Below are 26158 nucleotides of genomic sequence, written 5' to 3' on the forward strand. Positions count from 1 at the left end.
CCGGTGTGGCAGGAGGGGCCCGCCATCCTGGGAGAGCCCTGCCCCGGTCTCAAATGAAGCAAAATGAAGAAAAATTTAGGAAGGCGCACCTCACCCGGCGCTGGTGATGATCACCCGCGCGCCCACCGGTTCGGCCGCCTCGATGCTCAGGCTGAAGCCATGCAACCGCACGATGGCCGCCACCAGCGACAGGCCCAGGCCATAGCCCGGTTGCTGGCGACTGGCATCGCCGCGATAGAGCCGGCGCAGCACGCTCTCGCGCTCGGCCTCGGGAATGCCGGGGCCGTCGTCGATCACCTCGATGCGCACCGCCAGGCCGACGCCACGCGCCACCAGCCGCACCCTGCCCCCTTCGGGAGCGAACTTGAGGGCGTTGTCGAGCAGATTGACCAGCGCCTCGAACAGCAATTCGGCGTCGCCCTGCACCTCTGGTAACCCCTCGCCCAATTCCAGGCTCAGGGTCTGGGCCTTTTCCTGGGCCAGGGGTTCGTAGAAGTCATGGGCCTGGCGCAGCAGCGCGGCCAGGTCCAGGGGCGCGAAGGCCATGCGCCGCCGGGTGTCCTCCAGCTCGGAGATGCGCAGCAGGCCCTGGAAGCGCGACATGATGGCCTCGGTCTCGGCCAGCGCCTCGCCGAGGCTGTCGGCCTGGGGTTCGGCCAGCGGCAGTTGCTGCAGCTGGTGCAGGCGCGCCCGCAGCCGCGTCAGCGGGGTGCGCAGGTCATGGGCGATGCCGTCGCAGACGCCCTTCACCTCGTGCATCGAGCGCTCCAGCTGCGCCAGGGTGGTATTGACCGCATCGGCCAGCATGTCCAGCTCGTCGTGGCGCGGCGACAGTGGCAGGCGTTCCTCCAGGTGACCGGCGACGATCCGTTCCAGGCTGCGTTGCAGTCGCTCGACGCGCCGCAGCGGTCGCCGCCGCAACAGGTGCCAGCCGACCAGGCCAGGGATCAGGGTCAGCGACAGACCCCAGAACAGCGCCTGGCCGATGATGCCGCCCACCGCCGAAATGGAGCCGCCGTCGCGGGCCAGCACCAGGATGCGGCCGTCGGCGCGGCGCTGCAGAAAGGCATGGCTGCTGCGGGTCTCGTCCAGGGCGTCGGTGGTCCTGAGGCCGCGCTGCAGGTAGTGCACCCGGCCGTCGTCCGGCAGGTTGCGCAGGAGCTTGACCAGGTTGCCGGCCACAAGGCGCCCATCGGCCTCGAACAGGCCGTAGGCGTCGATGCCGGGCATGGAATAGACCTCGCTGGCCTGCAGCTCGCCCAGCAGGTCGGCATCTGCCACCTTGCCGTAGTAGTGCGCCCGCTGCAGCAGGGTGCGCTCCGCCACGGCGCCCAGGTAACCGGAGATCTGCCAGTAGAGCACCCCGGTGAAGACCGCGCCCCAGGCCACGAAGAGCAGCGCATAGAGCGCCAGCAGGCGGCTGCTGCCCGAGCGCCAGCGCCTAGTCCGGGACGACGAGGACATAGCCGGCTCCGCGAACGGTATGCACCAGCGGCCGCCCGACCCGCTCGATCTTGCGTCTGAGCCGCCCCATGTGCACGTCGATGATGTTGGTGCCCGGATCGAAGTGATAGCCCCAGACCTGCTCGAAGAGCATGGTACGGGTCACCAGTTGCCCGGCGTTGCGCATCAGGTAGGTGAGGATCTTGAATTCGGTGGGCAGCAGGGCGATGGCCTCGCCGGCCCGGGTCAGGGTGTTCTCGATCAGGTCCAGGGTCAGCTCGCCGACCCGCAGCTGGTGACTGGCGGACTGCGCGCCCGGCCGTCTGAGCAGCGCCTCCAGGCGGGCCATCATCTCCACCAGGGAAAAGGGCTTGGTCAGGTAATCGTCACCGCCGCATCTCAGGCCGCGCACGCGCTCGTCGACATCGGACAGGGCGCTGAGCATCAGCACCGGGGTGGCGATGCCGAGGCCACGCAGGGTGCTGACGATGGTCAGGCCATCGAAGTCCGGCAGCATGCGGTCGAGGGTGATGATGTCGTGGCCGCCGGCGATGGCCGCGGCCAGGCCCTCGCGGCCGGTGCTTTCCCAACGTACCTGATAGTCTTGCGCCCGCAATTCGCTGGCGATGGCGTGGGCGGTCACCTCGTCGTCTTCGATGACCAAAGCCTGGGTCATGATGGCCTCTGGATCTGGCGCCCGGTCTGGCGGACCGGACACCCTAGGGAAAACGACCAGGTCGGTAAATTAAATTTTTCTTCATTCGGACTAACGCGCTTCCGCCTCGCCCGCGGTCTATCGTCGGTCTTTTCACCCTGGAGTCTTCACCATGTTTCGACGTCTGCCCACCCTCGCCCTTGGCGCCCTGCTGCTGGCCTCCACGCCACTGCTGGCCGCACAACCCGTCACCACCCTCACGGTGCTGAGCTCGGGCGGCATCATGGGCGCCATCCGCGAAGTCGCCCCGGCCTATGAAAAGGCCACTGGCGTGAAACTGGACATCGCCGCCGCGCCGTCCATGGGCGACACGCCCCAGGCCATCCCCCAGCGCCTGGCCCGCAACGAGCCGGCCGACGTGGTGCTGATGGTGGGTTCGGCGCTGGACAAGCTGGTCGCCAACGGCCAGGCGCTCAAGGACAGCCGCGTCGACCTGGGGCAATCCTTCATCGCCATGGCGGTGCGCAAGGGCGCGCCCAAGCCGGACATCTCCACCATGGAGGCCTTCAAGCAGAGCCTGGAAAGCGCCCAGTCGGTGGCCTATTCCGACAGCGCCAGCGGTGTCTACCTGGCCCACATCCTGTTCCCGCGCATGCAGCTGAGCGATGCCTTCAAGGCCAAGGCGCGCATGATCCCCGCCGAGCCGGTGGGCGAAGTCGTCGCCCGCGGCGAGGCGCAGCTGGGCTTCCAGCAGCTGAGCGAGTTGAAGCCGGTGCAGGGCATCGACATCGTCGGCCTGATCCCCGACCAGGCGCAGAAGATGACCCTCTATTCCGGCGCCGTGGTCAGCAAGAGCACGCACCCGGATGCCGCGCGCGCCCTGCTGCAGTACCTGGCCTCGAAAGACGCCGCCAAGGCCATCGAGGACAGCGGTCTCAAGCCCATTCCGGCGCAGCAGTAATAAGGCCGCTCCCACAGCGGTTGATGCTTTTGTAGGAGCAACTGTCTTGATCGCATATCGCGGCCATGGGCCGCTCCTACAGGCACGGACGCCACCGTAGGAGCGGCCGCTACGGCGCACCGGCATGGCCGCGATAAAGACAGTTGCTCCGCCGGCGTCAGACGAAGAAGGAGATGGCGCCGGTGAGCAGGGCGATGGCGGTGATGACCAGGGAGGTCAGCACCGCCCATTTGACGGTGGCCTTCTGGAAGTCGCCGATGTCGCGGTCGACCATACCCACCAGCAGCAGCGTCGAGGCCACCAGCGGACTCATCAGGTGCACCGGCTGGCCCAGCACCGAGGCGCGGGCGATCTCCACCGGATCGATGCCGTAGGCCGCGGCGGCGTTGGCCAGGATGGGCACCACGCCGAAGTAGTAGGCATCGTTGGACAGCACGAAGGTCAGCGGCATGCTGGTGATGGCCACCACCAGCGGGAACCAGTGGCCCCAGGCCGGCGGAATCCAGTCGACCAGGGTCTGGGCCAGGGCGTCGACCATCTTGGTGCCGGAAAAGATGCCGGCGAAGATGCCCGCGGCGAACACCAGCAGCACCACGGTCATGGCATTGCCGGAGTGGGCCAGGATGCGCTCCTTCTGCAGCTCCAGTTGCGGATAGTTGATCATCAGCGCCAGCACGAAGCCGATCATGAAGAGGATGGCGGCGTGCATCACGCCCATGACCAGGGCGGTCATCACCGCGATCACCAGCACCAGGTTGACGTAGGCCAGGCGCGGCCGCTTGGTCGGCGAATCACCGAGGATCTCCTCGATGTAGCACTTGCCGCCGGCCGCCCCGCCGCTCTCCAGGGCGACGTTGCCGATGCGCGCGCGCTCGCGGCGACCCAATAGGTAGGCGGTGAAGACCACCCAGGCCGCTCCGCCGATCACCGTGGGCAGCATGGGAATGAAGTAGGCGGTGGCGTCCAGCCCCAGCGCGGCGATGGCGCGGGTGGCCGGGCCGCCCCAGGGACTCATGCCGCTCATGATGCTCAGGGAGAGCATGGAGACGGTCGCCAGCACCATGGGATTCATGCCGATGCGTTTGTACAGCGGCAGCATGGCCGCGCAGGTGATCATGTAGGTGGTGGTGCCGTCGCCGTCCAGGGCCACCAGCAGCGAGAGCAGCGCGGTGCCGATGGCGATCTTGACCGGGTCGCCGTTGACGCGCTTGAGGATCTTGCGGATCAGCGGATCGAACAGCCCGGCGTCGATCATCAGGCCGAAGAAGAGGATGGCGAACAGCAGCAGCGCCGCCGAGGGCGCCACCATCTTCAGGCCGTCGAGCATCATCTTGCCGGTGGTGGGGGCGAAGCCACCGATGAGGGCGAAGACGATGGGCACCACGGTGAGCGCCACGATGGGCGACAGACGTTTGCTCATGATCAGGTAGGTGAAGGTCACCACCATGATCAGACCGAGAAGCGCGAGCATAGGCATATCCCTTGTTCTTGTTGTGGGTCTGGCCGGACGCGGGCCAGCCGATCCCCGCCTCCGGCCAGCTGACGGCGCGGAGGTGGGATTGCAGCGGTAGCGGGGTTGGAACGATCAGGCGTGGGGACGAACGTCCGGTGCCGTCCACTCGGCGGCCTCGGGCAGCGCCACGGGTTCGGCCTTGCCACTGGCCAGGGCGCGCATCAGCTTGTCGCGATCGCAGGCGCCCTCGCCCAGCGCGATCACCACGGTGGCCACGGCGTTGCTGGCCAGGCTGGTGAGGGCGCGGGCCTCGGACATGAAGCGATCGATGCCGATGAGCAGCGCCAGCCCGGCCAGGGGGATGTCGTGGATCACGGTGAGGGTCGAGGCCAGGGCGACGAAGCCGCTGCCGGTCACCCCTGCCGCGCCCTTGGAGGACAGCAGCATGATCGCCAGCATGGTCAGGGTCTGGCCGACGGTGAGGTCGATGTTGCAGGCCTGGGCGATGAAGACCGCGGCCAGCGACAGGTAGATGGCGGTGCCGTCCAGGTTGAAGGAGTAGCCGGTGGGCAGCACCAGACCGACCACGCCCTTCTTGCAGCCCAGGCCTTCGAGCTTCTGCAGCATGCGCGGCAGCACCGGCTCGGTGGACGAGGTGCCCAGCACCACTAGGAATTCCTCGCGGAAGTAGCGCAACAGCTTCCACAGGCTGAAGCCGCGCGAGCGGCACAGCGCGCCCAGCACCACGAAGACGAAGAAGGCGCAGGCGATGTAGAGGGTGGCGATCAGCTTGGCCAGGGAGCCCAGCGAGGTGATGCCGTACTGGCCCACGGTAAAGGCCAGGGCGCCGAAGGCACCCACCGGGGCGAAGCGCATCAGGTAGCCGAAGATGCGGAAGACCATCTGCGACGCCGACTCCAGCACGTCCAGCACCGGCCGGCCGCGCTCGCCCATGGCGGACAGGGCGAAGCCGCAAAGCACGGCGATGAACAGCACCGGCAGCACCTCACCCTTGTTGAACGCCCCCATGAAGGTGTCCGGGATGATGTGCATGAAGAAGTCCACCACGCTGAGCTTGGCCGCCGACGCCGTGTACTGGGCGATGCTGGCGGTGCTCAGGGTCGCGGGATCGATGTTCATGCCCACGCCGGGCTGGAACAGATAGACCGCGCCGAGGCCGATGAACAGGCTGATGACGGTGAGCACTAGGAACAGCAGCAGCGTCTTGCCCATCAGCCGGCCCAGGGTGCTCTTGTCGGTCATGCCGGCGATGCCCGTGACGATGGTGCAGAACACCACCGGGGCGATCATCATCTTGATCAGTTTGATGAAGGCGTCACCCAGGGGCTTGAGCGCGACGGCCTGTTGCGCCCAGAAGTGACCGACCAGCACCCCGAGGACCACGGCGCAGAGGATCTGGAAGTACAGCGATTTGGCAAGTTTCATGGGGCATCACCGTTTATTGAAGTTGTGCGGATGCGCTGGTGGAGGGTCAGGTGCTACGTCAGCCGGCGAGCCTCCGCGCGGTGGGCGCGTAGACATGGCCGGCGAACAGACGGCGCGCGGTCCGGACGACCGAGGCCTGGATGGTAGTGCCGTCCGCGCCGCCGCGCGACAGCACCACGTCGATCCCGCCGCTGGGATGCTCCAGGCGGACGTGCGTCAGGTCACGCGCCGACTCGCCGAGCAGCCCCATCACCACGGTCTCCGGGGTGACGCAGGCGGTGGCCAGGCCGATGGAGCCGGTGATGGCCAGCGCCCGGTGGCAGCTGTGTGGCATGAAATAACGCACCTGCAGGGTGCCGCCCTGCTGGGGCGCGGAAATCAGCACCGGCTTGGGGATCACCTTGCCGCTGACATCGCCCAGGCCCATGGCCCGACCCGCCTGCAGCCGCAGGGCTTCCAGCCGCGCCAGCAGCGCCGCGTTGGCGTCCAGTTCGGCCGGCCGCTCGCTGCCGGTCACGCCCAGGTGGCGGGCCTCGACGATCATCATCGGCATGGCCATGTCGATGCAGGTCACCGGCACGCCGTCGAAGACATCCGTGGCCTGGCCGGTGGGAAACAGCTGGCCGGTTTTGCTGCCCACGGCGTCGAGAAAGGTCAGCTGCACCGGCGCGGCGGTGCCGGGCACGCCGTCGATGGCGGTGTCGCCTTCATAGCGCACCAGGCCGCCGGGCGTATGCACCAGGGAATCGACGAAACTGTTGGTGTTGAGGTTGCGGATACGCACCAGGGTCTTGCCATCTCTCGCGGCAACCAGCCCCTGCTCCACCGCGAAGGGCCCCACGGCGCAGAGCATGTTGCCGCAGTTGGGTGCGGTATCGACGCGCCGCTCGGCGACCATCACCTGGACGAAGAGGTAATCCACGTCGGCATCGGGATGACTGGACGGGCTGATGATGGCGACCTTGCTGGTCTGCGGACTGCCGCCACCGATGCCGTCGATTTCCAGCTCGTGGCCGGCACCCATGAGGTCGATCAGCATCTCGTCGCGCGCGGCGGGATCGCTGGGCAGGTCACTGGCGTGGAAGAAGGGGCCCTTGGAGGTGCCGCCTCGCATGAGAACGCAGGGAATACGTTGCATGACTGCTGACTCTTGTTGATCAATAGCGGTTATTGATGTTCTGGAAACAAGATTGGCAGCCGGATATAAATCTATCCAATGCAAATATCAGCACTATTATTCCACTTGGATAATCAATAAAGCCGGCTTTCCGAAACGGGGTGTTCATGGACTACGAGCTGCAAGATATTCGATCTTTCGTGAAAATCGCCGAACTGGGCAGCTTCCACGAGGCCGCCGATGCCCTGCACCTGTCACAGCCGGCCCTGAGCCGGCGTATCAAGAAGCTGGAAGACGGCCTGGGCACGCCCCTGCTCGAACGCACCACTCGTCGCGTCGGCCTCACCAGCGTCGGCCGCGATTTCCTGCCCAAGGCGCGGCGGCTGCTGGACGACTTCGAGGACTCCATCCTCAGCATCCGCGAACTGGCCGAGCGCCAGACCGGCCAGGTCACCCTGGCCTGCATCCCCACCGCGGCCTTCTACTTCCTGCCCTCGGTGATCCGCCAGTACAACGAGCAATACCCCAAGATCCGCATCCGCCTGCTGGACCTCAGCGCCAACGACGGACTGGAAGCCGTGCTGCGCGGCGAAGCCGACTTCGGCATCAACATGCTCAGCGGTCAGCACCCGGACATCGAATTCGTGCCCCTGGTGCAGGAGCAATTCGTGCTGGCCTGCCGGCGCGACCACGAACTGGCCGGGCGCCCGTCGATCAGCTGGGCCGAGCTGGTCGAGCACCGGCTGATCGGCGTGGGACGTCTGAGCGGCAACCGGGTGCTGCTCGATCATGCCCTCTCCGCCCGCGGCATTCGCCCCAAGTGGTTCTATGAGGTGCAGCACCTGTCCACCTCCCTGGGCATGGTGGAAGCCGGCCTCGGCGTCTCGGCCATGCCCAGTCTGGCCATGCCGGATGCCGACCACCCGACCCTGGTCAGCGTGCCCCTCAGCGATCCAGAGGTGACCCGGACGCTGGGCCTGGTCTCGCGTCGCGGCGCCTCGCTGTCGCCCGCCGCGGAAAAATTCGTCGCCATCCTGCTCGGCCAGTGGAAGACCGAACAGCCCTAGCTCGCGGCCTGTACGCCAGCGCGTCCTGAGGCGGGGCGGCCAAGCGCCAGTATCCAGTGAACGGCTCGCCTGCTCGGGCGGTCTGTTGGCTGCAACAACTGGTTACGGTCGAGTCCGCTCATGTCCCTTGCGCGAAAGTCGCGTCCTACTTCTCCCTGCCCGGGGAGCACCTCGAGGCGCCGTCTGGCGGTCGGGTCCCTGGCCGGCCTGCTGCTGGCCGCTTCGCTCACTGGCTGTTCGCCGCTACAGCAAGGCTTTCTCGCCCCGGCCGGTCTCGCCGCCAGTGGCGAACGCGACCTGCTGCTGTGGATCATCGGCCTGGCGCTGGTGGTGGTCCTGCCGGTGATCCTGCTCACCCCGCTGATCGTCTGGCGCTATCGCCACGGCAACACGCGCGCCGCCTACCGGCCGCGCTGGGAATTCTCCTGGCTGCTGGACATCTTCGCCTGGGGCGTGCCGGCGCTGATCGTCGCGGTGCTGGCGGTGCTGGTCTGGACCCGCACCCACAGCCTCGATCCCTATCGCTCGCCGACGCCCAGCCAGGCGCCGCTGGAGGTCCAGGTGATCGGCCTGGACTGGAAGTGGCTGTTTCTCTATCCCGAACAGGGCATCGCCACGGTCAATGAACTGGTCCTGCCAGCCGGACGCCCGGTGCAGCTCAGACTCACCAGCGATACGGTGATGCAATCCCTGCTGTTGCCGCGCCTCGGTGGCCAGATCTACGCCATGGCCGGCATGCAGACCCAGCGCTACCTGCAGATTCCCGCGCCCGGCCAGTTCGAGGGCCGCAACGCCCAGTACAGCGGCGAAGGCTTCCAGGATCAGCATTTCCCGATCCGGGTGCTGGATGCGCAGGACTTCGCCAGCTGGACCCAAGGCGTCAGCCAGACCCGCGAGGCGCTGGATTGCGCCCATTACCAAGTGCTGTCCCGCCCCGGCACCCTGGAGCGGGCCGCCGAGTTGCGCCTGACCCAACCCGCCCTCTTCGCCTGGGTGCTGGCGCGCTATCGCCAGGATCCGGTACCCGCCTGCGCCACCTTCCAGGGAGCCACCCATGACTGATTCCTCGGCCCTCTGGCACCTGCTGTTCGGTCGCCTGGGCTACGACGCCCTGCCCTTCTACAGCCTGGTCGCCACCTGCGGCGCCAGCGTGGTGATCCTTGGCGCCCTGGCCACCGCCGGGGTGATCACCTGGCTCGGCAAATGGCGCTATCTCTGGCAGGAGTGGTTCACCAGCCTGGACCACAAGCGCATCGGCATCATGTATGTGGTGCTGGCCCTGGTGATGTTCAGCCGCGGCGTGGTGGAAGGCGTGATGATGCGCACCCAGCAGGCCCTGGCCATCGATGCCCCGGGCTATCTGCCACCGGAGCACTTCGGCCAGCTGTTCAGCACCCACGGCACCATCATGGTGTTCTTCGTGGCCATGCCCTTCCTTACCGGGCTGATCAACTTCGTCATGCCGCTGCAGATCGGTGCCCGCGACGTGCGCTTTCCGCTGCTCAACGCCATCAGCCTCTGGCTGACCGTGGCCGGTGCCGCTCTGGTGATGGTCTCACTGGTGCTGGGTCGCTTTTCCACCGGTGGCTGGAGCGGCTATCCGCCCTATACCGGCGCCGAATACCAGCCCGGCGTCGGCCCCGACTACTGGATCTGGGCGCTGACCCTCAGCTCCATCGGCAGCACCCTGACCGGCCTCAACTTCGCCGTCACCCTCTACAAGGAAAGAACACCGGGCATGCGCCTGTTCCATATGACGCTGTTCAGCTGGACGGCGCTGTGCACCAGCATCCTGATGATCTTCGCCATGCCGCCGCTGACCGTGGCCACCCTGCTGCTGGCCCTGGACCGCTACCTGGACTTCCATTTCTTCACCAACACCCAGGGCGGCAACCTGATGAACTACATCAACCTGTTCTGGCTGTTCGGCCACCCGGAGGTGTACATCCTGATCCTGCCGGCCTTCGGGGTGTTCTCCGAGGTCTTCGCCACCTTCTCCACCAAGCGGCTCTATGGCTATCACTCGCTGGTCTGGGCCACCCTGGTGATCGCGGTGCTGTCCTTTACCGTCTGGCTGCACCACTTCTTCACCATGGGCCAGAGTCCGAAGATCAATGCCGCCTTCGGCATCGCCACCATGCTCATCGGCATCCCCACCGGAGTGAAGATCTACGACTGGATGGCGACCATGTTCCGCGGGCGCATCCGCCTGACCACGCCGCTGATCTACGCGGTGATGTTCATCATGCTGTTCGTCATCGGCGGCCTCACCGGCATCACCCTGGCCACACCGCCGGTGGACTATCAGGTGCACAACACCGTCTACCTGGTCGCTCACTTCCACAACATGCTGATCCCCGGGATGCTGTTCGGCATGCTGGCCGGCTATCACTTCTGGTTTCCCAAGGCCTTCGGCTTTCGCCTCGACGAGCGCTGGGGCCGCATCGCCGCCCTGAATTTCGGCCTGGGCTTCCTGCTCGCCTTCATGCCGCTGTACGTGCTGGGCGTCTCCGGCCTGCCGCGGCGCAGCCAGGCGATCCACAATCCCGATTTCGCCCCGCTGCTGTGGGTCGCCGAGCTGGGTGCGGTGATCCTGCTCGCCGCCCTGGCCAGCCTGGTGATCCAGCTGGTGGTGAGCATCCGCCGCCGCGACAGTACGCGGGTGCCGGTGGGCGACCCCTGGAATGGCCGCACCCTGGAATGGGCCGTGGCCGCGCCGCCGCCGGAATACAACTTCGCCGTGCCGCTGCCGATCAACGACCGCGACCCCTTCACCTGGCTCAAGGAGCACGGCCTGGCCTATGACCGGCCGCGCACCTATGCCGACATCGAACTGCCAAAGAACAGCGCGGTGCCTGCCATCGTCGGGGGCGCAGGCTTTGCCTGCGCCTTCGGGCTGGTCTGGCACATCGGCTGGCTGGCCGTGCTCGGCCTGGGGGTGGCCTGGGGTGCGGTGATCGCCCGCAGCTTCCAGCGCGATACCGAGCGGCTGATTTCCGCTGCAGACATCCGGCGCGAGCACGAGGCCTGGCTGGATCTCGTCGCCGCGACGCGAGCGGTCAACCGCGACGAGGAAACAGGGCCGGGCAACCGTGGCCTGGCGGAGATGGGCCCATGAGTCCGCGCGACATGAATCACGCCGGCCTCAATGTCGGCGCCACCGATCACGCCACCCACGCCGAGGCCGAGTATTCGCTGTTCGGCTTCTGGATCTTCCTGATGAGCGACGCTCTGGTGTTCGCGCTGCTGTTCGCCATCTACGCGACGCTGCAGCACGCCACCGCCGGGGGCCCGGTCGCCCGGGACGTCTTCGAGATCGGCAGTGTCACCCTGCAGACCCTGGTGCTGCTGGCCAGCAGCTTCACCTATGGCCTGGCGTCCCTGGCCATGAAGTACCACGAGGGTCGCCTGCGGCCCCTGGTGACCTGGCTGCTGGTGACCCTGGCGCTGGGCCTGGTCTTTCTGGGTCTGGAGGTGCACGACTTCCTCGGCATGGCGGACAAGGGCGCCCTGCCCCAGCGCAGCGCCTTTCTCTCGGCCTTCTTCGCCCTGGTGGGCATGCACGGGGTGCACGTCGCCAGTGGCTGTCTGTGGCTGGTGGTGATGCTGGTGCAACTCAGGGTGTTCGGCCTGGATACGCCGGTGAAGACCCGGCTGATGCGGCTGGGCCTGTTCTGGCATTTTCTCGATATCGTCTGGGTAGCCATCCTCTCGGTGGTCTACCTGCAGGGGCTGCTGCCATGAAGAGAGATGACTATCGTCGGGAGCTGACGAGCTACGTGATCGGTCTGCTGCTGGCGGTGACGCTGAGTCTGATCCCCATCGGCCTGGTGCTCTTCCCGAGCTGGCCGCGCGGCACCACCCTGGGGGTCATCTTCGGCCTGGGTCTGCTGCAGATCCTGGTGCACCTGCGCTGCTTCCTGCATATCAGCCTGGGCCGCTCGCACCGCCACGACCTCTATCTGCTGCTATTCACCAGCCTGATCCTGGTGCTGATGGTGGTGGGCAGCCTGGTGGTGCTCGGCGATCTGCAGCACCGCATGCATTGATCGGCTTGCCGCCCGACTGCGCGGCAAGCCGATCCATCTCGCACCTTACTGGGTACGCGTCACACGCCAGACGGTGTTGGCCAGGTCGTCGGCGATGAGGACGCCACCGCGCTGATCCACCGCCACCCCGACCGGTCGGCCGCGGGTCTTGCCGTCGTCGCCGTAGAACCCGGTAGCGAAGTCGATGGGCTCGCCGGCCGGACGGCCCTGCTGGAAGGGTACGAAGACCACGCGGTAGCCCACCGGCTTGTCACGGTTCCAGCTGCCGTGCTCGCCGACGAAGACGCCATCGGTGAATTGCCCGCCCACCGCCGCGGTGGAAAAGGTCACGCCCAGGGCGGCGACGTGGGAGCCCAGGCTGTAGTCGGGCTTGATGGCGGCGGCCACCTTGGCCGGATCCTGCGGCTGGGCGCGGGTGTCGACGTTCTGCCCCCAGTAGCTGTAGGGCCAGCCATAGAAGCCGCCTTCGCGGATGGAGGTCAGGTAGTCCGGCACCAGGTCCGGGCCGATCTCGTCGCGCTCGTTGGCCACCGCCCAGAGCTGGCCGCTGTCGGGCTGTATGGCCAGGGCGGTGGGATTGCGCACCCCGGTGGCATAGTTCTTGTGCGCACCGCTCTGGGCATCGATCTGCCAGATCACCGCGCGATCCACCTCGACGTCCATGCCGCGCTCGCCGACGTTGCTGTTGGAGCCGATGCCCACATAGAGATAGCGACCATCGGCGCTGGCGGCGAGGGACTTGGTCCAGTGGTGGTTGATCGCCGCCGGCAGCTCGACCAGCTTGTCCGGCGCGCCGCTGGCCTGGGTCTGGCCGTCCTGATAGGGAAAGCTGACCAGGGCATCCTGGTTGGCCACGTAGATCCGGCCGTTGGCGAAGGCCAGGCCATAGGGCGCGTTGAGATTCTCGGCGAACACCGTCTTGAGTTCGTACTTGCCGTCGCCATCGGCGTCGCGCAGCAGGGTCAGGCGATTGCCGCCCTTCACCTGGGTGTTGCCCTGGGCCTTGATGTAGCCGGCGATGACGTCCTTGGGCTTGAGCTTGGGCGCGTTGCCGCCACGGCCTTCGGCCACCAGGATGTCGCCATTGGGCAGCACCAGCATCTGTCGCGGAATGCGCAGGTCGGTGGCGATGGCGGTGATGGTGTAGCCCTGGGGCACGCTGGGGGTGCGATCGCCCCAGGGGGCAGGCTCGGCGATCTTCATGCTCGGCAGGAGGCCGCGCTGAGGTTCGGGCAGCTTGGGATCGGGACCGCGGGCCTGGGTGTCGGCGCCGCCCTCGTTGCCGCAGGCGGCCAGCAGCACGGCCAGACCCAGGACGCTCAAGACTCGTGGAGTGCTCATCGGACCACCTCCGAACGCAGGTTGGAGAGACCGATCCAGGCAGCCACCAGGCTCAGCACCGACACGACCACCGAGAGGATCAACCCGGCGGGCATCACCGCCCAGGCGTCCTTGGCGTGCTCGAAGGCATTGACCAGCCCCAGCACCCAGGCCAGCAGCAGCAGGAGGAAATAGGCCGCCGGCCGGCGACCACGGAAGCGCGCGCCGAACAGATTGCCCAGGGCGAACAGCAGGGCCAGCCCGGACAGCAACAGCGCGCCGGCGATCAGCCAGGCGGCGAAGTTGGCCCACTGGATCTGCTGGGTCTGGTAGTAGGCGATATCGCTGAGCAGGCCGCCGATGAACAGCGGGACGGAGCCGGCCAGCAGCAGCGCGTGCAACGGGCCGGGCCGGACAGGGTGGTAATGATGGGCAGCTACGGTCACTGACGACTCCTTTTCATGACGGGACGTGGCAGGGCCGGGCAGCCACTGCGCGGCGCAAGACGCACTGAAAAGGATTGCGCGCGCACGCGGTTAGTTCAGCCGTTTCGCCTGGCGGACACCTCTTGCAAAAGAAGAGATAATGACAGTCTCGTTGCAGTCACGGCCTCTGCCTGGCGCCTGTAGGGCCGGGCCGTCACTGCAATCCGCTGTCCAGCCGGCGACCGACGGGCTGGACCTCACCTCCCCCACAGGAATCTCTTGCGCATGACCTCTTCCCGGTCCGTCGACCAGGCCTCCCGGCGCGCGGCCATCGTCCTCGCCTGCTGCCTGCCCAGCGACGTGCTGCTCTATCTCGTCCTGCCCATGTACGCCCCGGTCTTCGGCATCAGCCTGATCGAGGCCGGCATCCTGCTGGCCGCCAACCGGCTGATCCGCATCGTCGGCTATGGCTATGTGGTGCAGCTCTATGCCCGCTGCGGCGATCGCCGCAGTCTTGTCGTGGCTTCCGCGGTGGCCGCCCTCTGCGCCCTGGGCAACGCCCATCTCTCCGGCTTCTGGGCACTGCTGGGACTGCGCCTGGCCTGGGGCCTGAGCTTCGCCACCTTCAATCTGTCCACCCAGGTACTGGCCACCGCCGATCCGGCCGGCGCCGCCCGGCGCACCGGTACGTCCCGGTCGCTGATCGCCATCGGTCCCATGCTGGCGCTCTCGGTGGGCGCCTGGCTGACCCTGCAATACGGCCCGCGCGCCGTGCTGCTGCTGAGCAGCGGACTCTGCCTGATCGGCCTGCTGCTGGCCCTGGGGCTGCCCCGCGCCGGGCACGAATTGCCGGCGCCCGGACGGCGCCTGCGCTGGCCGGATCGCATCGTCACCTGGTCCTTTATCGAAGGGGTGACCCTGGACGGCCTGTTCATCTTTGGTCTATCGGCCTTTTCCCAGGCGGTACTGGGCGGCAATGCGGTGCTGGTCGCTGGCTTGCTGATGGCGCTGCGTTATCTGTCCGACATGCTGCTCAGCCCGCTCGGCGGCCGGGCGGCGGATCGCTATGGCGCGGCGCCCATGCTGGTGGTCTGCTCGACGCTGACCGCGCTGTTCCTGATCGCCTTCGGCTTTCACTGGCTGATCCTCGGCGCGGGCGGGGTGCTGATCCTGCGCGCCCTGCAGATCCCCCTGGTGGTGACCCTGGTCGCCACCCGCCATCCGGGTCAGGCCCGGCTGCCGGCGCTGGCCTCCAACGCCATGTGGCGCGACGTGGGCGCCAGCGTCGGTCCGCTGCTGGCCGGGGCGCTCATTCCGCTGGTGCCCTCGACCCTGCTGTATCCGCTGTCCGGCGTGGCGATCCTGGCCAGCTCCCTGGCCTGCCTGCGACTGAAGCCGGCGAGCGAATGAGGCCGCCGGCCCTGGCACCTGTCCCTTGCGGACAGCTGCCAGGGCCGGCTGCGGGCTACTTGCCCTTGGCCTGCAGCACCGGCTCGCTGACGCCCTTGACGCCGACCAGGGTCAGGCTGGTCAGCAGCACGTTCTGCGGACCCTGGTAGGCGTCCACCGGCTTGTACCATTCCGCCAGCGAGTGGGCACTGCCACCCTCCCCGCCACCGCTGATGGTCATGGCCGGAATGCCCAGCGACATGGCGGTGTTGGAATCGGTGCTGCCACCGCTGAGGGTGACCTTGGCGCCCTTGGTGACCGCCGCAATGGAGCGCTGCGCCGTCTGCACCATGGGCGAATCCTCCGCCGTGCCCCCGGCCGGACGATCGCCGATCAGCTTGATGTCCACCGAGATCTGGTCGGTCTCCCAGCGCTGGTTCTCTTCCTTCACCGCGTCCTGCACCAGGGCCAGGATTTCCTTCTCTTCGGCCAGCAGCGCGGCCTCTTCGTTGGATCTCATGTCCAGGGTCAGGCGCGCCTCGCCGGCGATGGCATTGACCGAGGTGCCGCCCTGCACCGTGCCCACGGTGAAGGTGGTCTTGGGTTCCTTGGGCGGACGGACCTCGGCGATCTTGGCAATGGCGCGACCCATGGCGTGGATGGCGCTGGGCCGACCGAACTCGGCGAAGCTGTGGCCACCCGGTCCCTTGAAGGTCATCTCGTATCTGTGGCTGCCGGTACCGCGATTGACGATGCGGCGCACGTCTATGCCATCCACCGAGATGAAGCCGTCGATGCCCTGGCGATCCTTGAACAGCGCCTTCACCCCGCGCAGGTTGCCCAGCTCTTCCTCGCCCACGGTGCCGACGAAGACCAGGTCGCCCACCGTCTCGATGCCGCTCTTGTTGAGGGCGTCGATCACCGACAGCAGCGCCGCCAGGCCCCGGGCGTCATCGCCGATGCCGGGGCCGTAGGTCCTGCCGTCCTTTTCCTTGAGGGTCAGGTCGGTGCCTTCGGGAAACACCGTGTCCAGGTGCGCCGACACCACGAGCTGCGGCCCCTGGCCAGTGCCCTTGCGGGTAGCGATCACATAGCCTTCCGGGGCGATGCTGGCGTCCTTGAGACCCAGCTCCTGGAAGCGCTTGAGGTAATACTCGGCGCGCACCTTTTCCTTGAACGGCGGCGCGGGAATCTGGGCGATATGCTTTTGTTCCATGAAGGTGCGGCCATCGTCGGCGCGCAGCGCTTCCAGCGCCTTGGCGACCCGCGCATCGCCCTGCACGGCGGACAGGGAACCCTCGACCCCCGGCGCGGCGGCCAGGGGCAGCGCCAGGGTGGCGGTCGCAGCGGTGAGCACTAGAGCGGAAAAGCGGTTGGCCAAGGCCGAACGAGCAAAAGACATCTGACACTCCCATTGCCTGAATTGGTATTCCGATCGAGCACATTCGTCAGACGAATGCGCAACTTGTTGACAATAGGTGGGAGAACGCGAATCGTCAAAAATAAAGGCTTAAGGAAATATTGCACAAAGTCTATTATGCCGAACACCTGCAGGAACTGCTAAAGACTGGGATAGGCAATACGTTTTGGCAAAGGACGATTAAGAATAAGATCGCTACTGCTTAAGGAAAAATTGAACGCAATTAGAAATATAACGTAGAAAAGAAGAAAAACTCATAACCACTCCTAATTCAAGTCAACACTACATGCCAACAACCAAACCAAAAAAACCAAAATTATCTTTTTAAAAAAAACATGACAAAAGCCACAAGCGCAGCAATCAAATATGCAAGAGTAACCAGCATAACCAGCCTTAATCTCGCAGCCTTCATTAACTTACGCCTTTTGGACTTACTCAACGACTCCGAGCACTTTGCAATTATAGGAGACAACAGCCATTCAACATCACCTTCCTGCCCGGATTCGAAAGAATCAATCAGCAGAGGTGCGTTGTCATCAAGCATTTCCTGAACTTCTTTGATCAGCTCGGAATCTCTGACTCCGCGCCAAACCAATGTAAGGCTAGATTTACGATCATCAAATTGTGCTAAACGCTGATTAAAAACCGGCTCAGACTCTACACACAACGGAAGCAAATCTTCTACTGCCGGATAAAACATATCTACTGAAGACGGCCTGAAATGATCAAAATCAATATGACTAAAATGAGAATAGTAGATAAGATCCATTTTCGAATCTTTAGATCTTGCAACTACAGACCTGTGCCCTTTCAGCGACGCAACCAATATAAACTCCACTGGAGAATTATATTCAAACACAATATTAGACCTTGGCATCACATGCATTATGCCTTATTCCTATCAGCGACAAAATCCCTAATATTTTCCATCATGCCCGCCATGTCCTGAGCATTATTGTTGCTATGTATGCTAAATGTTAACTCATTTGCAACCTGGATTCTCTTCCAAGCGGCAACATGATTTTGAAACCATTGCTCAAGCTCAGATGACTGCTGACCAGCCTCCCAAAGGTCGCGCTTATTGAATAACAAATGCAATCTCGCCAGCCGAGTACCTCTTTTTATAACAGGCTCAATTTGCTCAATGAACCTGTCATGATCCGCAAGTCTTTCGTCCGACTTTAAAGATTCTACAGAGCTAGCATTATGATCCACAAATAAAATCAAAAAGTCCGCCTCTTTTGAAACCTCAAACTGCTGTACATACTCCTTTCCATCAGCATCAAGCAACGCAACATAATGTGGCGGATCCCCAGGAAGCATGAGCATTTCGGCTCGCACGGTATTTGTGCGTGATGGAACCGCAGAGCGGTGCTGAGCTCTTTTTAAAAAAGTGCTTTTTCCTGACTGAGAAGCTCCAACCACTACGACACGAACTATTTTTTCGTCCAAAGATAACAAATCTTCTATGGAAATTTGTTGATTCAAAAACTGAGAAGCCCTCATGGCTTTTGGAGGCACGCTTTTATAGCCAATATAAGCTACGCTTCCAAAAAGAGCGACACCGCCCAGAGTGGCGGCTAGCGGAACAGACAAAATGGTACCGGTTAGAGCTGCAGCACCAGACAGCAGTGCAACCATACCACTTGTACTTTCAACTTTATCTCTAAACCTAGCAGGCCATGCCTGCCACTTCCTTGAGCTTGCCAATCAAACCACCCAAATCATTCAAATTAATAGTTCACGCTTGACAATCGAAAAGCTCAGCGGGGTCGACTCAAGCACCGCAAAACCTCGATTATCCTCAAAAAAATAACCACTGACAAATTTTATTTTGTCTTGCATCTCACGAATAAAACCCACACAAGCTGACGAATCCATACATAAGCTCGCATACAGCTCAAAATAGCGAGAATACTATGCCATGGATCAAACCTATTAAAAATTAAAAATCACCTACGCCAGTACTGCGCACTCATACTCCGTCAAACCAAAAACCATCAACAAAGTTGGAAGAAGCTATATGCTTTTCGGAAAAGGCCCCACTCAAACGGTATTCGCACGATAGATTTATTTTCTAGCAAAAAACCGGAGGACCCTATCAGCACCAATACATCTTTAACATGCCGATGCTCTTGCAGCAATAGTAGCCTGCCTAGTTATAGGCTCGCGCAAAGCACCCAAACATTCGAATCCATAAACTTTAAGGGCTCTGATACAGACTAGCGGCTTGCTAAAATATGTACTCTTTCCGACCCAATGCACCACTAGCCCTATAACTCAGCTCATGGAATTCCCAAGAATACGAGAGCAGCCTTGCAAGGCTAATCAGCTACAGCACCCATGTCCTTGATATCAGTCTCGCAACATCGCCGTCGGAAGGCGAGATCAAGGAGTGCTCTGATGGAGTACTGCTGGCATTGGCGCAGCAGATTAGGGCAGCGTGCGGCCTAATAGAAAGGTCTGCTCACACCAGGTGGCGAGCGCCGCCATGCCTGCCAAGCCGCTTAGATCCTGGCGAACCGCTACCCCATTTCTGCTCAGGAGTCGCCCCGTGAGACTTTCCAACCTGGATCACTTGGTCATCATGGCCCCAACCCTCGACGCGGGCGCCCGGTATGTCGAGGAGCGCCTCGGCGTGGCGCTGCAGCCCGGCGGCCAGCATGCACGCATGGGCACCCACAACCTGCTGCTCGGGCTGGGGGACGGCTATCTGGAAGTCATAGCCCCGGACCCGGACGCGCCGCCGCCGACCAGACCGCGCTGGTTCGGGCTGGATGAGCTGGCACCGGACGCTGCGCCCCGCCTGGCCCACTGGGTGGCTGGGACCCAGGGCTTGGCGCAGGCGGATGCGCACCTCACGCAGACCTTCGGTCGCATCGAGTCGATGAGTCGCGGCGCGCTGGCCTGGCAGATCTCGATCCATGCCGATGGGCAGCTGCCACTGGGCGGGGTCCTGCCCAGCCTGATCGACTGGGGCGACGCCCGGCACCCGGCGGCTGGGCTGGTCGATCAGGGCTGTCGCCTGCAGCGCCTGGAGCTCAGGCATCCCGATGCCGCGGGGCTCGGGCAGCAGCTGGAGGCGATCGGCTTCTCCGGACCCGTCGCGGTGCTGCCTGGGGAGAGACCCGGCTTGTTGGCCTACCTGGAGACGCCGACGGGTCTGAAGACCCTCTGACGGTCGGCCCCCAAACGGCGACCCCTCATCCGTTCAGCCAGGCACCACCAGTCCCTTGGCGCGGTAGGCGTCGATGTCGATGCCATAGGCACCCGAGGGTTTCACTTCGCGAACGCTGACCAGACGGCCCTGCTCATCGAGCGGATTGCGCGCCAGGTCGAGCACCCGCTCCGGGCGCGGCTGCTTGCTGGCGTCCAGCACGATCAGCACGCGGGGCTTCAATTTGCTGCCGGCGTCGAAGCCGATGATGATGCCCACCTCGCCGGTGCTCAGCTCGACGATCTCGCCCGGCGGATAGACGCCGATCAGCTGGATGAAGGCCAGCACGACGACTTCGTCGAATTGCGTGCCCCGGGCTTCGAACAGTACGCGCAGGGCTTCCAGGCTGGAGCGGCCCTCGCTGTAGGGGCGATCGCTGGTGATGGCGTCGTAGGCGTCCACCACGGCGATGATCCTGGCCTTGAAGGGGATGCGGTGCGCCGGCAGCTGGCGGGGATAACCCTTGCCATCCATGCGCTCGTGGTGGGTATGGGCGACGTCGACGGCGGCCGGCGGCACCTCGCTGTTGGCCATCAGCAACTGATAGCCGTAGGTGGTATGGGCCTGCATGATGCGAAATTCTTCGTCGGTCAGGCGGCCTGGCTTGTTGAGGATCTCGTCGGGCACCTTGATCTTGCCGACGTCGTGCAGCATGCCGCACACCCCCAGTTCTTCCAGTTCGAGAGGCAGCAGGCCCAGCGCCTTGCCCAGGGCGATGGCATAGAGCGAGACGCGCAGGCAGTGCTCCGCGGTGTAGTGGTCGCGCTGCTTGATGCGCGCCAGCCAGAGGCTGGCCGCAGGGTGCTTGAGCACGCTCTCGACGCACTCGCCGACCGCGCGGCGCACTTCGCCGACGTCGAGTTCCTTGCCGAACTTGACGGCGTCGAGCATGCGCATCGACACGGCGCGGGCTTCACGCCACACCGGTTCGGTGGTCTTGACCTCATCCCGGTAGTCGATGGCATAGGTCTTGGCCTGAGCGCCTGCCGACAGGCTGGCGGACAGCGGCGTCACCGTATGGCTCTGGCGGCGATCCACCCAGACGAATTCGCAGGTCTCCTGCAGGGTGCGCAGGTCGTGCGCGTTCTGGATGGGAAAGCCCTGGAACAGGAAGGGCGTGCCCGCCCAGGGTCGATCCAGTTCGCAGACGTACATGCCCAGCTGCAATTGGGAGACAGGTACTCTGAGACTGTATTGGGGCAGCGCCATGGTTTCTCTGCGAGAGCGTCGAGGGACGAAACTAAATAGGTATTACAATAACCATTGATACCAAAAAGCCACTACTCGGGAAAGCGCCCGGCGGGTTCGGGCCGATGAGCCGGCGAAACAGAGTGGCCAAAGGTAACCGAATGTAAGAAGAGCGGGCGCGCGACCGCCGTCAGCGCGCCCTGCCCCTCACGCCAGCTTGAAGCGGCGCACCAGCGTCTGCAGTTCACCGGCCAGTTCCGACAGCTGCTCGCTGGCGCCCACGGTTTCGCGGTTGCCATCGCTGGTCTGCACCGACAGATCGCGGATGCTGATGAGGTTGCGGTCCACCTCGCGGGAGACATGGGCCTGCTCTTCGGAGGCGGTGGCGATCTGCAGATTGCGCTCGTCGATCAGGCGCACGGCCTGGAGGATGTCGCTCAGGGCCGTGCCGGCTTCCTGGGCGATCACATAGGTGGCCTGGGCCTGGGTGGTGCTGAGCTGCATGGAATCCACGGCTTCGGCTGAGCCCTTCTGGATCGCCTGGATCATCTGCTCGATCTCACGGGTCGAGGTCTGGGTGCGATGCGCCAGGGCGCGGACCTCGTCGGCGACCACGGCGAAACCGCGGCCCTGCTCGCCCGCGCGGGCGGCCTCGATGGCGGCGTTCAGCGCCAGCAGGTTGGTCTGCTCGGCGATGGCGCCGATCACGCTGAGCACCTGGCTGATGTCCTGGGCCTGCCCGGCCAGGCCTTCGACCTGGACCGAGGTCGACTGCACCTGCTGGGTGAGACGCTGCATGGCGTCGAGGGCCTGGCCGACTTTGGTGTTGCCGTTTTCCGCCGCAGCACTGGATTCCCGCGCGGCCTGGGAGGTGGACGAGGCGTTGCGCGCCACCTCTTCCACGGCGGCGCTCATTTCGGTGACCGCGGTGGCGGCCTGGTCGATCTCGGCGTTCTGGCTGGCCAGGGCGCGACTGGCCTGGTCGGTGACGGCGTGCATGGTGCGGGCGGTATCGCTCAGGCGGTCGGACGAACGCGAGATGCCATGCAGGGTGTCCTTGAGATTGTCCTGCATCTGCGCCAGGGCGCGCATCAGGCCTGCGGCTTCGTCCTTGCCGGTGGGATCTATCCTGCCGGTCAGCTCACCCTGGGCGATGGCATTGGCCACGGCCAGGGAGTCGCCGATCGGCTGGGCCAGGCTACGGGTCAGACGCCAGGCCAGCAGCAGGGTCACCAGCACCGCCAGCAGCATGATGCCGACCACGATGCTGACGCTGCGGTCATAGATGCCGGTGGCCGCCTCCCCCGCGTGACGGGCGCCTTCGCCGTTGAAATCGCGCAGGCGGGTCAGTTGCTCCTGATAGCCTTCGGCCCGCTGGCGCTGCTCGCCATTGGCCAGCCTGAGGGCCTCGGCGCGATCGCTGGCGGCCAGGGTGACGATGCGATCCAGCCCGTCCAGGTAGCCTTTCATCTGCAGCGCGGCCTGCTCGAAATTGGCGCGCTCTTCAGCGGTAGAGATCAGATGGTCGCGGTAATAGGCCGTGCGCGCATTCATCAGATCGCGATTCTGCTGGATCTTCCGCGTTGCCATGGCCATGGCGGCGCTGTCCTCAGTGGCCAGCAGCCGAATGCTCTCCAGCCGGGTGTGCATCAAGGCGATCTGGATGTCATCGGTGGTCTGGACGCTCGCCAGCCACTCGGCCTCCATCGCCTGCTCGGTGGCGCGCAGGGCCTTGAGCTGGACCAGGGCGAAGGCCCCGAGCAGCATCACGAACAGGGTGACCGCACCGAAGCAGAGGATGGCGCGGGGGGCGATGCGTAGCTGACGAAGGTTCAAGACGGGCTCCTTGGATCGGCGAAAGGCGATCCTCTAAAACCCGTATCGACTGACTATTGCCTTTCTTTAGCGCGCAAGTGATTGGCGCGACAACCAGGCTGCGGAGCCGGTCCAGCGCCTGTACTCCCGACAGGAAAGGCCTAGCCGCGCGACGCCTCCAGCCGCTCGACCATCTTGACCAGCTCCGCCAGGGAACCGGCCTGCAGCTTGCGCATCAGGGCGGCGCGACGCACCTTGACGGTGATCTCGCTGACCCCCAGCTGGGCGGCGATCTGCTTGTTGAGCAGCCCGGTCACCACCCGCGCCAGCACCGCTCGCTCGCCGTCGTTGAGGGTGTCGAGGCGGCTCTGCAGATCCTGCAACTGGCGGCGCTGGGCATGGGCGTCCTGCGCCTTGCGCAGTGCCTGGTCGATGGCATCGAGCAGGTCCTGGTCGCGAAACGGCTTGGTGAGGAATTCCAGGGCGCCCTGCTTCATCGCTCGGACCGACATGGGGATGTCGCCATGGCCGGTGATGAAGATGATCGGCAGCGCCAGGCCACGCCGCTGCAACTCCTGCTGCAGATCCAGGCCGTTCATGCCGGGCATGCGCACGTCCAGCACCAGGCAGCCCGGCGCGTCCAGCCGGGCCCGCTCGAGAAAGTCGGCGGCCGAGGCATAGCTGCGGGTATCGAGCCCCACGGACGCCAGCAGGTCTTCCACGGCGGCGCGCACCGAGGCGTCGTCGTCCACCAGGTGGACCAGGGTGGGCTGGGTTTGGTCGGTCATGCTCGCTGAGGTCATGGTTGTGGATCCTTGGGCAGGCTGCAGTAGACCCCGGTGCCGCCCTCCGGCAACGAGGTGGCCCAGATCCGCCCGCCGTGGGCTTCGACGATGGAGCGACTCAGCGCCAGGCCCAGGCCCATGCCCTGCGCCTTGGTGGTGTAGAAAGCCTCGAACATCTGCTCGCGCGCTACCGGCGTCAAGCCACGACCGCTGTCTTCGACGCCGAGGCGGATGGCGCCGGCGGTGTCCTGCCCCACCTGGATGACCACCCGCCGCTGTTCGGGCGGTATCCCTTCGAGGGCGTCCAGGGCGTTGAGCAGCAGATTGAGGATGACTTGCTGCAGCTGGCTTTCGTCGGCCAGCAGCGGCGGCAGGCCCTCCTGCAGGCGCACCTCCACGGCGACCTGGCGCTGGCTCAATTCGGCGCGGACGAAATCCAGCACCTTCTCCACGGTATCGGCGACGTTGAGCCAATCCTTGGCCACCTGCGCCTGGCGCACCAGACTGCGCACCCGGGCGATCACTGCGCTGGCGCGGTGGGCGTCGTCGATGACCCGTTGCGCGGCCTGCACGGCGCGCTCCACCTGCGGCGGCTGATTGCTCAACCAGCGCTGGCAGGCGTTGCCACTGGCGGCGATGGCGGTGAGCGGCTGATTCACCTCGTGGGCGATGGACGCGGCCAGTTCACCCAGCTGGCTTAGGCGCCCGGCCTGGACCAGACGCGTCCGGGCCGCATCGGCGGCGCGCTTGGCGGCCTCCAGGCGCAGCGACAGGGCGGCGACCGCGACGATGGCCAGCAGGCTGATGATGCAGTTGACCAGCCCCGCCTCCTGGTCGCCGCTACGGGTGGCGACATAGCTGCAGAGCACCAGCAGCGTGCAGCCCAGGGCGGTGACCGTGACCCCGCGCGCGGACAGGAAACCGGCCGCCAGGAGCACCACCACCACCTGGAAGACGCCGATGGCGATCTCCCGGTCGGTGAGGGTGTCCAGCAGGGCGATGCCCAGCGCCAGGGCGCAGAGGCCCCCTAGCCGCAGCCAGTGGGTGGTGGTGGCGAAGGGGCGTCGATCCATGGCCAGTTTCTCGTTCGTGGTCGCTCTTAGCCCGGATTTTCCAGGCTGAACATATCGGCCGCTTGATCATAGGCGAAGAGCTCACCATAGCGCCCCCACTGGATGGCGCTGCCGAGGGTGCGGGCGGCGTCGGCTTCGTCCATGAAGTCCTCCAGTTCGTCGCGGAAGCGCCGCGCCGGCGCCGTGTGGCCCTGGCGATCGTCCAGCACCCGGCGGATATGGGCCACCAGCGGCACGAAGTTGAGCAACTGGCGGGCGAACAGCTGCTTGCGCACGTCCACCCCCGCCTCGACGTAGGCGCGCCCGGCCGGCAGCAGGCGCAGATCGCCGCCTTCGAGGACCGCCAGGCGCAGCAGTTGCAGCACCTCGGCCAGGGGAAAGAGTTCGTCGAGCGCATAGCCCAGCCCGCCGGCCAGTTCCGGCAGGTCGGCGCGACCGTCGTAGGGCGCGGCCTGGACCGCCTCCAGCAGGCCGGCCAGGGCGTTGGTCGAGACCGTCGGCAGCCGCATGCCCAGGCCATTGCCAGGAACCCCTGCGTCGTGGGGCGCCGGGGTGGCCTCGCCGGTCATGCGCACATAGATCTCCTCCACCAGTTCGCGAAAGGCCGGATCGTGGCGATTGCGCGGCTGCGGCAGGTCGATGCGGATCTCGCTGGCGACGCGCCCGGGATTGCTGGAAAAGATCAGTACTCGATCGCAGAGCAGCACCGCCTCGGCGATGTTGTGGGTGACCATGAGGATCGAACGGATCGGCATGCGCCCCTCGACCCAGAGGTCGAGCAGGTCGGTGCGCAGGGTCTCGGCGGTGAGCACGTCCAGCGCCGAGAAGGGTTCGTCCATCAGCAGCACGTCCGGGTGCACCACCAGGGCACGGGCCAGGCCGACGCGCTGGCGCATGCCGCCGGAGAGCTCCTTGGGATAGGCGCTCTCGAAGCCGTCCAGGCCGATCAGGTCGATGGCGGCCAGGGCGCGACGACGGCGCTCGTCCAGCGGCACGTGCAGGGCTTCCAGGCCGATCTCAACGTTCTGCAGCACGGTCAGCCAGGGAAACAGCGCGAAGCTCTGGAACACCATGCTGACCCGGGCGCGCTGGCCGTCGTCCTTGGGCGGGAAATGGACGGTGCCGCCGCTGGGGGTGAGCAGGCCGGCGATGGATCTGAGCAGGGTCGACTTGCCCGAGCCGGAGCGCCCCAGCAGGCCGACGATCTCGTTTTCGTGCAGGGTCAGGGAGACTTCGTCCAGCACGACCCGGGCCGGGCCGCCGGCGTTGCCATAGAGCTGGCGGACGTTCTGGACGTCGATGAGGGGGAGGGAATTCAGCGCGGTCAGGTTCATG

The 26158-nt window shown here is 65.0% G+C and carries 23 protein-coding genes; 8 read left to right on the plus strand and 15 right to left on the minus strand.

What is annotated here, in order from left to right:
• Positions 1-90 precede the first annotated feature (90 nt).
• Both QKY98_RS08560 and QKY98_RS08565 read right to left on the minus strand, forming a co-directional pair.
• Positions 91-1464 (minus strand): sensor histidine kinase, encoded by a 1374-nt coding sequence (locus tag QKY98_RS08560; RefSeq protein ID WP_284670688.1) that lies wholly within the window; start codon positions 1462-1464, stop codon positions 91-93.
• A complete protein-coding gene (locus tag QKY98_RS08565; protein WP_042133829.1) occupies positions 1442-2119 on the minus strand; it encodes a response regulator transcription factor in 678 nt (225 codons plus the stop codon). Before QKY98_RS08565 ends, QKY98_RS08560 begins: the two co-directional genes overlap by 23 nt.
• 151 nt (positions 2120-2270) lie before the next feature.
• Between QKY98_RS08565 and QKY98_RS08570 the strand changes: the two genes are divergently transcribed.
• Positions 2271-3059: a substrate-binding domain-containing protein gene (locus tag QKY98_RS08570; protein WP_027599585.1), complete on the plus strand. Its 789-nt coding sequence runs from the start codon at positions 2271-2273 to the stop codon at positions 3057-3059.
• A gap of 157 nt (positions 3060-3216) precedes the next feature.
• On the opposite strand, the gene QKY98_RS08575 is transcribed toward QKY98_RS08570, so the two are convergent.
• The 3 genes from QKY98_RS08575 to QKY98_RS08585 form a co-directional block, all read right to left on the minus strand.
• Positions 3217-4530 (minus strand): CitMHS family transporter, encoded by a 1314-nt coding sequence (locus tag QKY98_RS08575; RefSeq protein ID WP_007158580.1) that lies wholly within the window; start codon positions 4528-4530, stop codon positions 3217-3219.
• A 114-nt stretch (positions 4531-4644) separates the two neighbouring features.
• Entirely contained in the window at positions 4645-5958 is a 1314-nt protein-coding gene (gene dctA, locus QKY98_RS08580) for a C4-dicarboxylate transporter DctA (protein WP_007158581.1), read from the minus strand.
• 58 nt (positions 5959-6016) lie between these two features.
• Positions 6017-7096, minus strand: coding sequence for a 4-oxalomesaconate tautomerase (locus tag QKY98_RS08585; protein ID WP_284670689.1), 1080 nt, complete (start codon positions 7094-7096; stop codon positions 6017-6019).
• A gap of 146 nt (positions 7097-7242) precedes the next feature.
• Between QKY98_RS08585 and QKY98_RS08590 the strand changes: the two genes are divergently transcribed.
• From QKY98_RS08590 to QKY98_RS08610, 5 genes are all read left to right on the plus strand, one after another.
• Entirely contained in the window at positions 7243-8142 is a 900-nt protein-coding gene (locus QKY98_RS08590) for a LysR family transcriptional regulator (RefSeq protein WP_007158583.1), read from the plus strand.
• A 120-nt stretch (positions 8143-8262) separates the two neighbouring features.
• Positions 8263-9204 (plus strand): cytochrome ubiquinol oxidase subunit II, encoded by a 942-nt coding sequence (locus tag QKY98_RS08595; RefSeq protein ID WP_284670690.1) that lies wholly within the window; start codon positions 8263-8265, stop codon positions 9202-9204.
• Between the two features lie 22 nt (positions 9205-9226).
• Positions 9227-11260, plus strand: a complete 2034-nt coding sequence (locus QKY98_RS08600) for a cbb3-type cytochrome c oxidase subunit I (protein ID WP_502945083.1) — start codon at positions 9227-9229, stop codon at positions 11258-11260.
• Positions 11257-11886 (plus strand): cytochrome (ubi)quinol oxidase subunit III, encoded by a 630-nt coding sequence (locus QKY98_RS08605; protein WP_027602117.1) that lies wholly within the window; start codon positions 11257-11259, stop codon positions 11884-11886. Before QKY98_RS08600 ends, QKY98_RS08605 begins: the two co-directional genes overlap by 4 nt.
• A complete protein-coding gene (locus QKY98_RS08610) occupies positions 11883-12191 on the plus strand; it encodes a cytochrome o ubiquinol oxidase subunit IV (RefSeq protein WP_017641225.1) in 309 nt (102 codons plus the stop codon). The genes QKY98_RS08605 and QKY98_RS08610 overlap by 4 nt, the downstream gene beginning before the upstream one ends.
• Before the next feature lie 45 nt (positions 12192-12236).
• Here the strand turns inward: QKY98_RS08610 and QKY98_RS08615 are convergent, their stop codons facing one another.
• Positions 12237-13532, minus strand: a complete 1296-nt coding sequence (locus QKY98_RS08615; protein ID WP_058786338.1) for a PQQ-dependent sugar dehydrogenase — start codon at positions 13530-13532, stop codon at positions 12237-12239.
• A complete protein-coding gene (locus QKY98_RS08620) occupies positions 13529-13957 on the minus strand; it encodes a DUF2231 domain-containing protein (RefSeq protein WP_284670692.1) in 429 nt (142 codons plus the stop codon). The genes QKY98_RS08615 and QKY98_RS08620 overlap by 4 nt, the downstream gene beginning before the upstream one ends.
• A gap of 264 nt (positions 13958-14221) precedes the next feature.
• Here QKY98_RS08620 and QKY98_RS08625 point away from each other — a divergent pair, with 264 nt between their 5' ends.
• Positions 14222-15346 carry an MFS transporter gene (locus QKY98_RS08625; RefSeq protein WP_284670693.1) on the plus strand — a complete coding sequence of 375 codons (1125 nt, stop codon included), beginning with the start codon at positions 14222-14224 and terminating at the stop codon, positions 15344-15346.
• A 55-nt stretch (positions 15347-15401) separates the two neighbouring features.
• On the opposite strand, the gene QKY98_RS08630 is transcribed toward QKY98_RS08625, so the two are convergent.
• The 3 genes from QKY98_RS08630 to QKY98_RS08640 form a co-directional block, all read right to left on the minus strand.
• Entirely contained in the window at positions 15402-16727 is a 1326-nt protein-coding gene (locus QKY98_RS08630; RefSeq protein ID WP_284670694.1) for a M20/M25/M40 family metallo-hydrolase, read from the minus strand.
• A gap of 334 nt (positions 16728-17061) precedes the next feature.
• Positions 17062-17514 carry a hypothetical protein gene (locus tag QKY98_RS08635; RefSeq protein ID WP_284670695.1) on the minus strand — a complete coding sequence of 151 codons (453 nt, stop codon included), beginning with the start codon at positions 17512-17514 and terminating at the stop codon, positions 17062-17064.
• Between the two features lie 116 nt (positions 17515-17630).
• Positions 17631-18386, minus strand: a complete 756-nt coding sequence (locus QKY98_RS08640) for a GTPase domain-containing protein (RefSeq protein WP_284670696.1) — start codon at positions 18384-18386, stop codon at positions 17631-17633.
• Between the two features lie 913 nt (positions 18387-19299).
• On the opposite strand from QKY98_RS08640, the gene QKY98_RS08645 reads away from it, so the two are divergent.
• Positions 19300-19923: a VOC family protein gene (locus tag QKY98_RS08645; RefSeq protein ID WP_284670697.1), complete on the plus strand. Its 624-nt coding sequence runs from the start codon at positions 19300-19302 to the stop codon at positions 19921-19923.
• Between the two features lie 33 nt (positions 19924-19956).
• Here the strand turns inward: QKY98_RS08645 and QKY98_RS08650 are convergent, their stop codons facing one another.
• The 5 genes from QKY98_RS08650 to QKY98_RS08670 all read right to left on the minus strand — a co-directional run bounded on the left by QKY98_RS08650 (position 19957) and on the right by QKY98_RS08670 (position 26157).
• Positions 19957-21171, minus strand: coding sequence for a cyclic di-GMP phosphodiesterase (locus QKY98_RS08650; protein WP_027602108.1), 1215 nt, complete (start codon positions 21169-21171; stop codon positions 19957-19959).
• Between the two features lie 186 nt (positions 21172-21357).
• Positions 21358-22986: a methyl-accepting chemotaxis protein gene (locus QKY98_RS08655; RefSeq protein ID WP_145247788.1), complete on the minus strand. Its 1629-nt coding sequence runs from the start codon at positions 22984-22986 to the stop codon at positions 21358-21360.
• 140 nt (positions 22987-23126) lie between these two features.
• Entirely contained in the window at positions 23127-23768 is a 642-nt protein-coding gene (locus tag QKY98_RS08660; protein ID WP_278387528.1) for a response regulator transcription factor, read from the minus strand.
• Positions 23765-24823 carry a sensor histidine kinase gene (locus QKY98_RS08665; protein WP_037007009.1) on the minus strand — a complete coding sequence of 353 codons (1059 nt, stop codon included), beginning with the start codon at positions 24821-24823 and terminating at the stop codon, positions 23765-23767. The genes QKY98_RS08660 and QKY98_RS08665 overlap by 4 nt, the downstream gene beginning before the upstream one ends.
• Positions 24824-24849: 26 nt before the next feature.
• The gene (locus QKY98_RS08670) at positions 24850-26157 is read right to left on the minus strand and encodes an ABC transporter ATP-binding protein (protein WP_284670698.1); all 1308 of its coding nucleotides are present in this window, start codon (positions 26155-26157) and stop codon (positions 24850-24852) included.
• Position 26158 lies beyond the last annotated feature (1 nt).

The organism is Pseudomonas sp. HR1 (assembly GCF_030175875.1).
GTDB classification, from domain to species: domain Bacteria; phylum Pseudomonadota; class Gammaproteobacteria; order Pseudomonadales; family Pseudomonadaceae; genus Chryseomonas; species Chryseomonas oryzihabitans.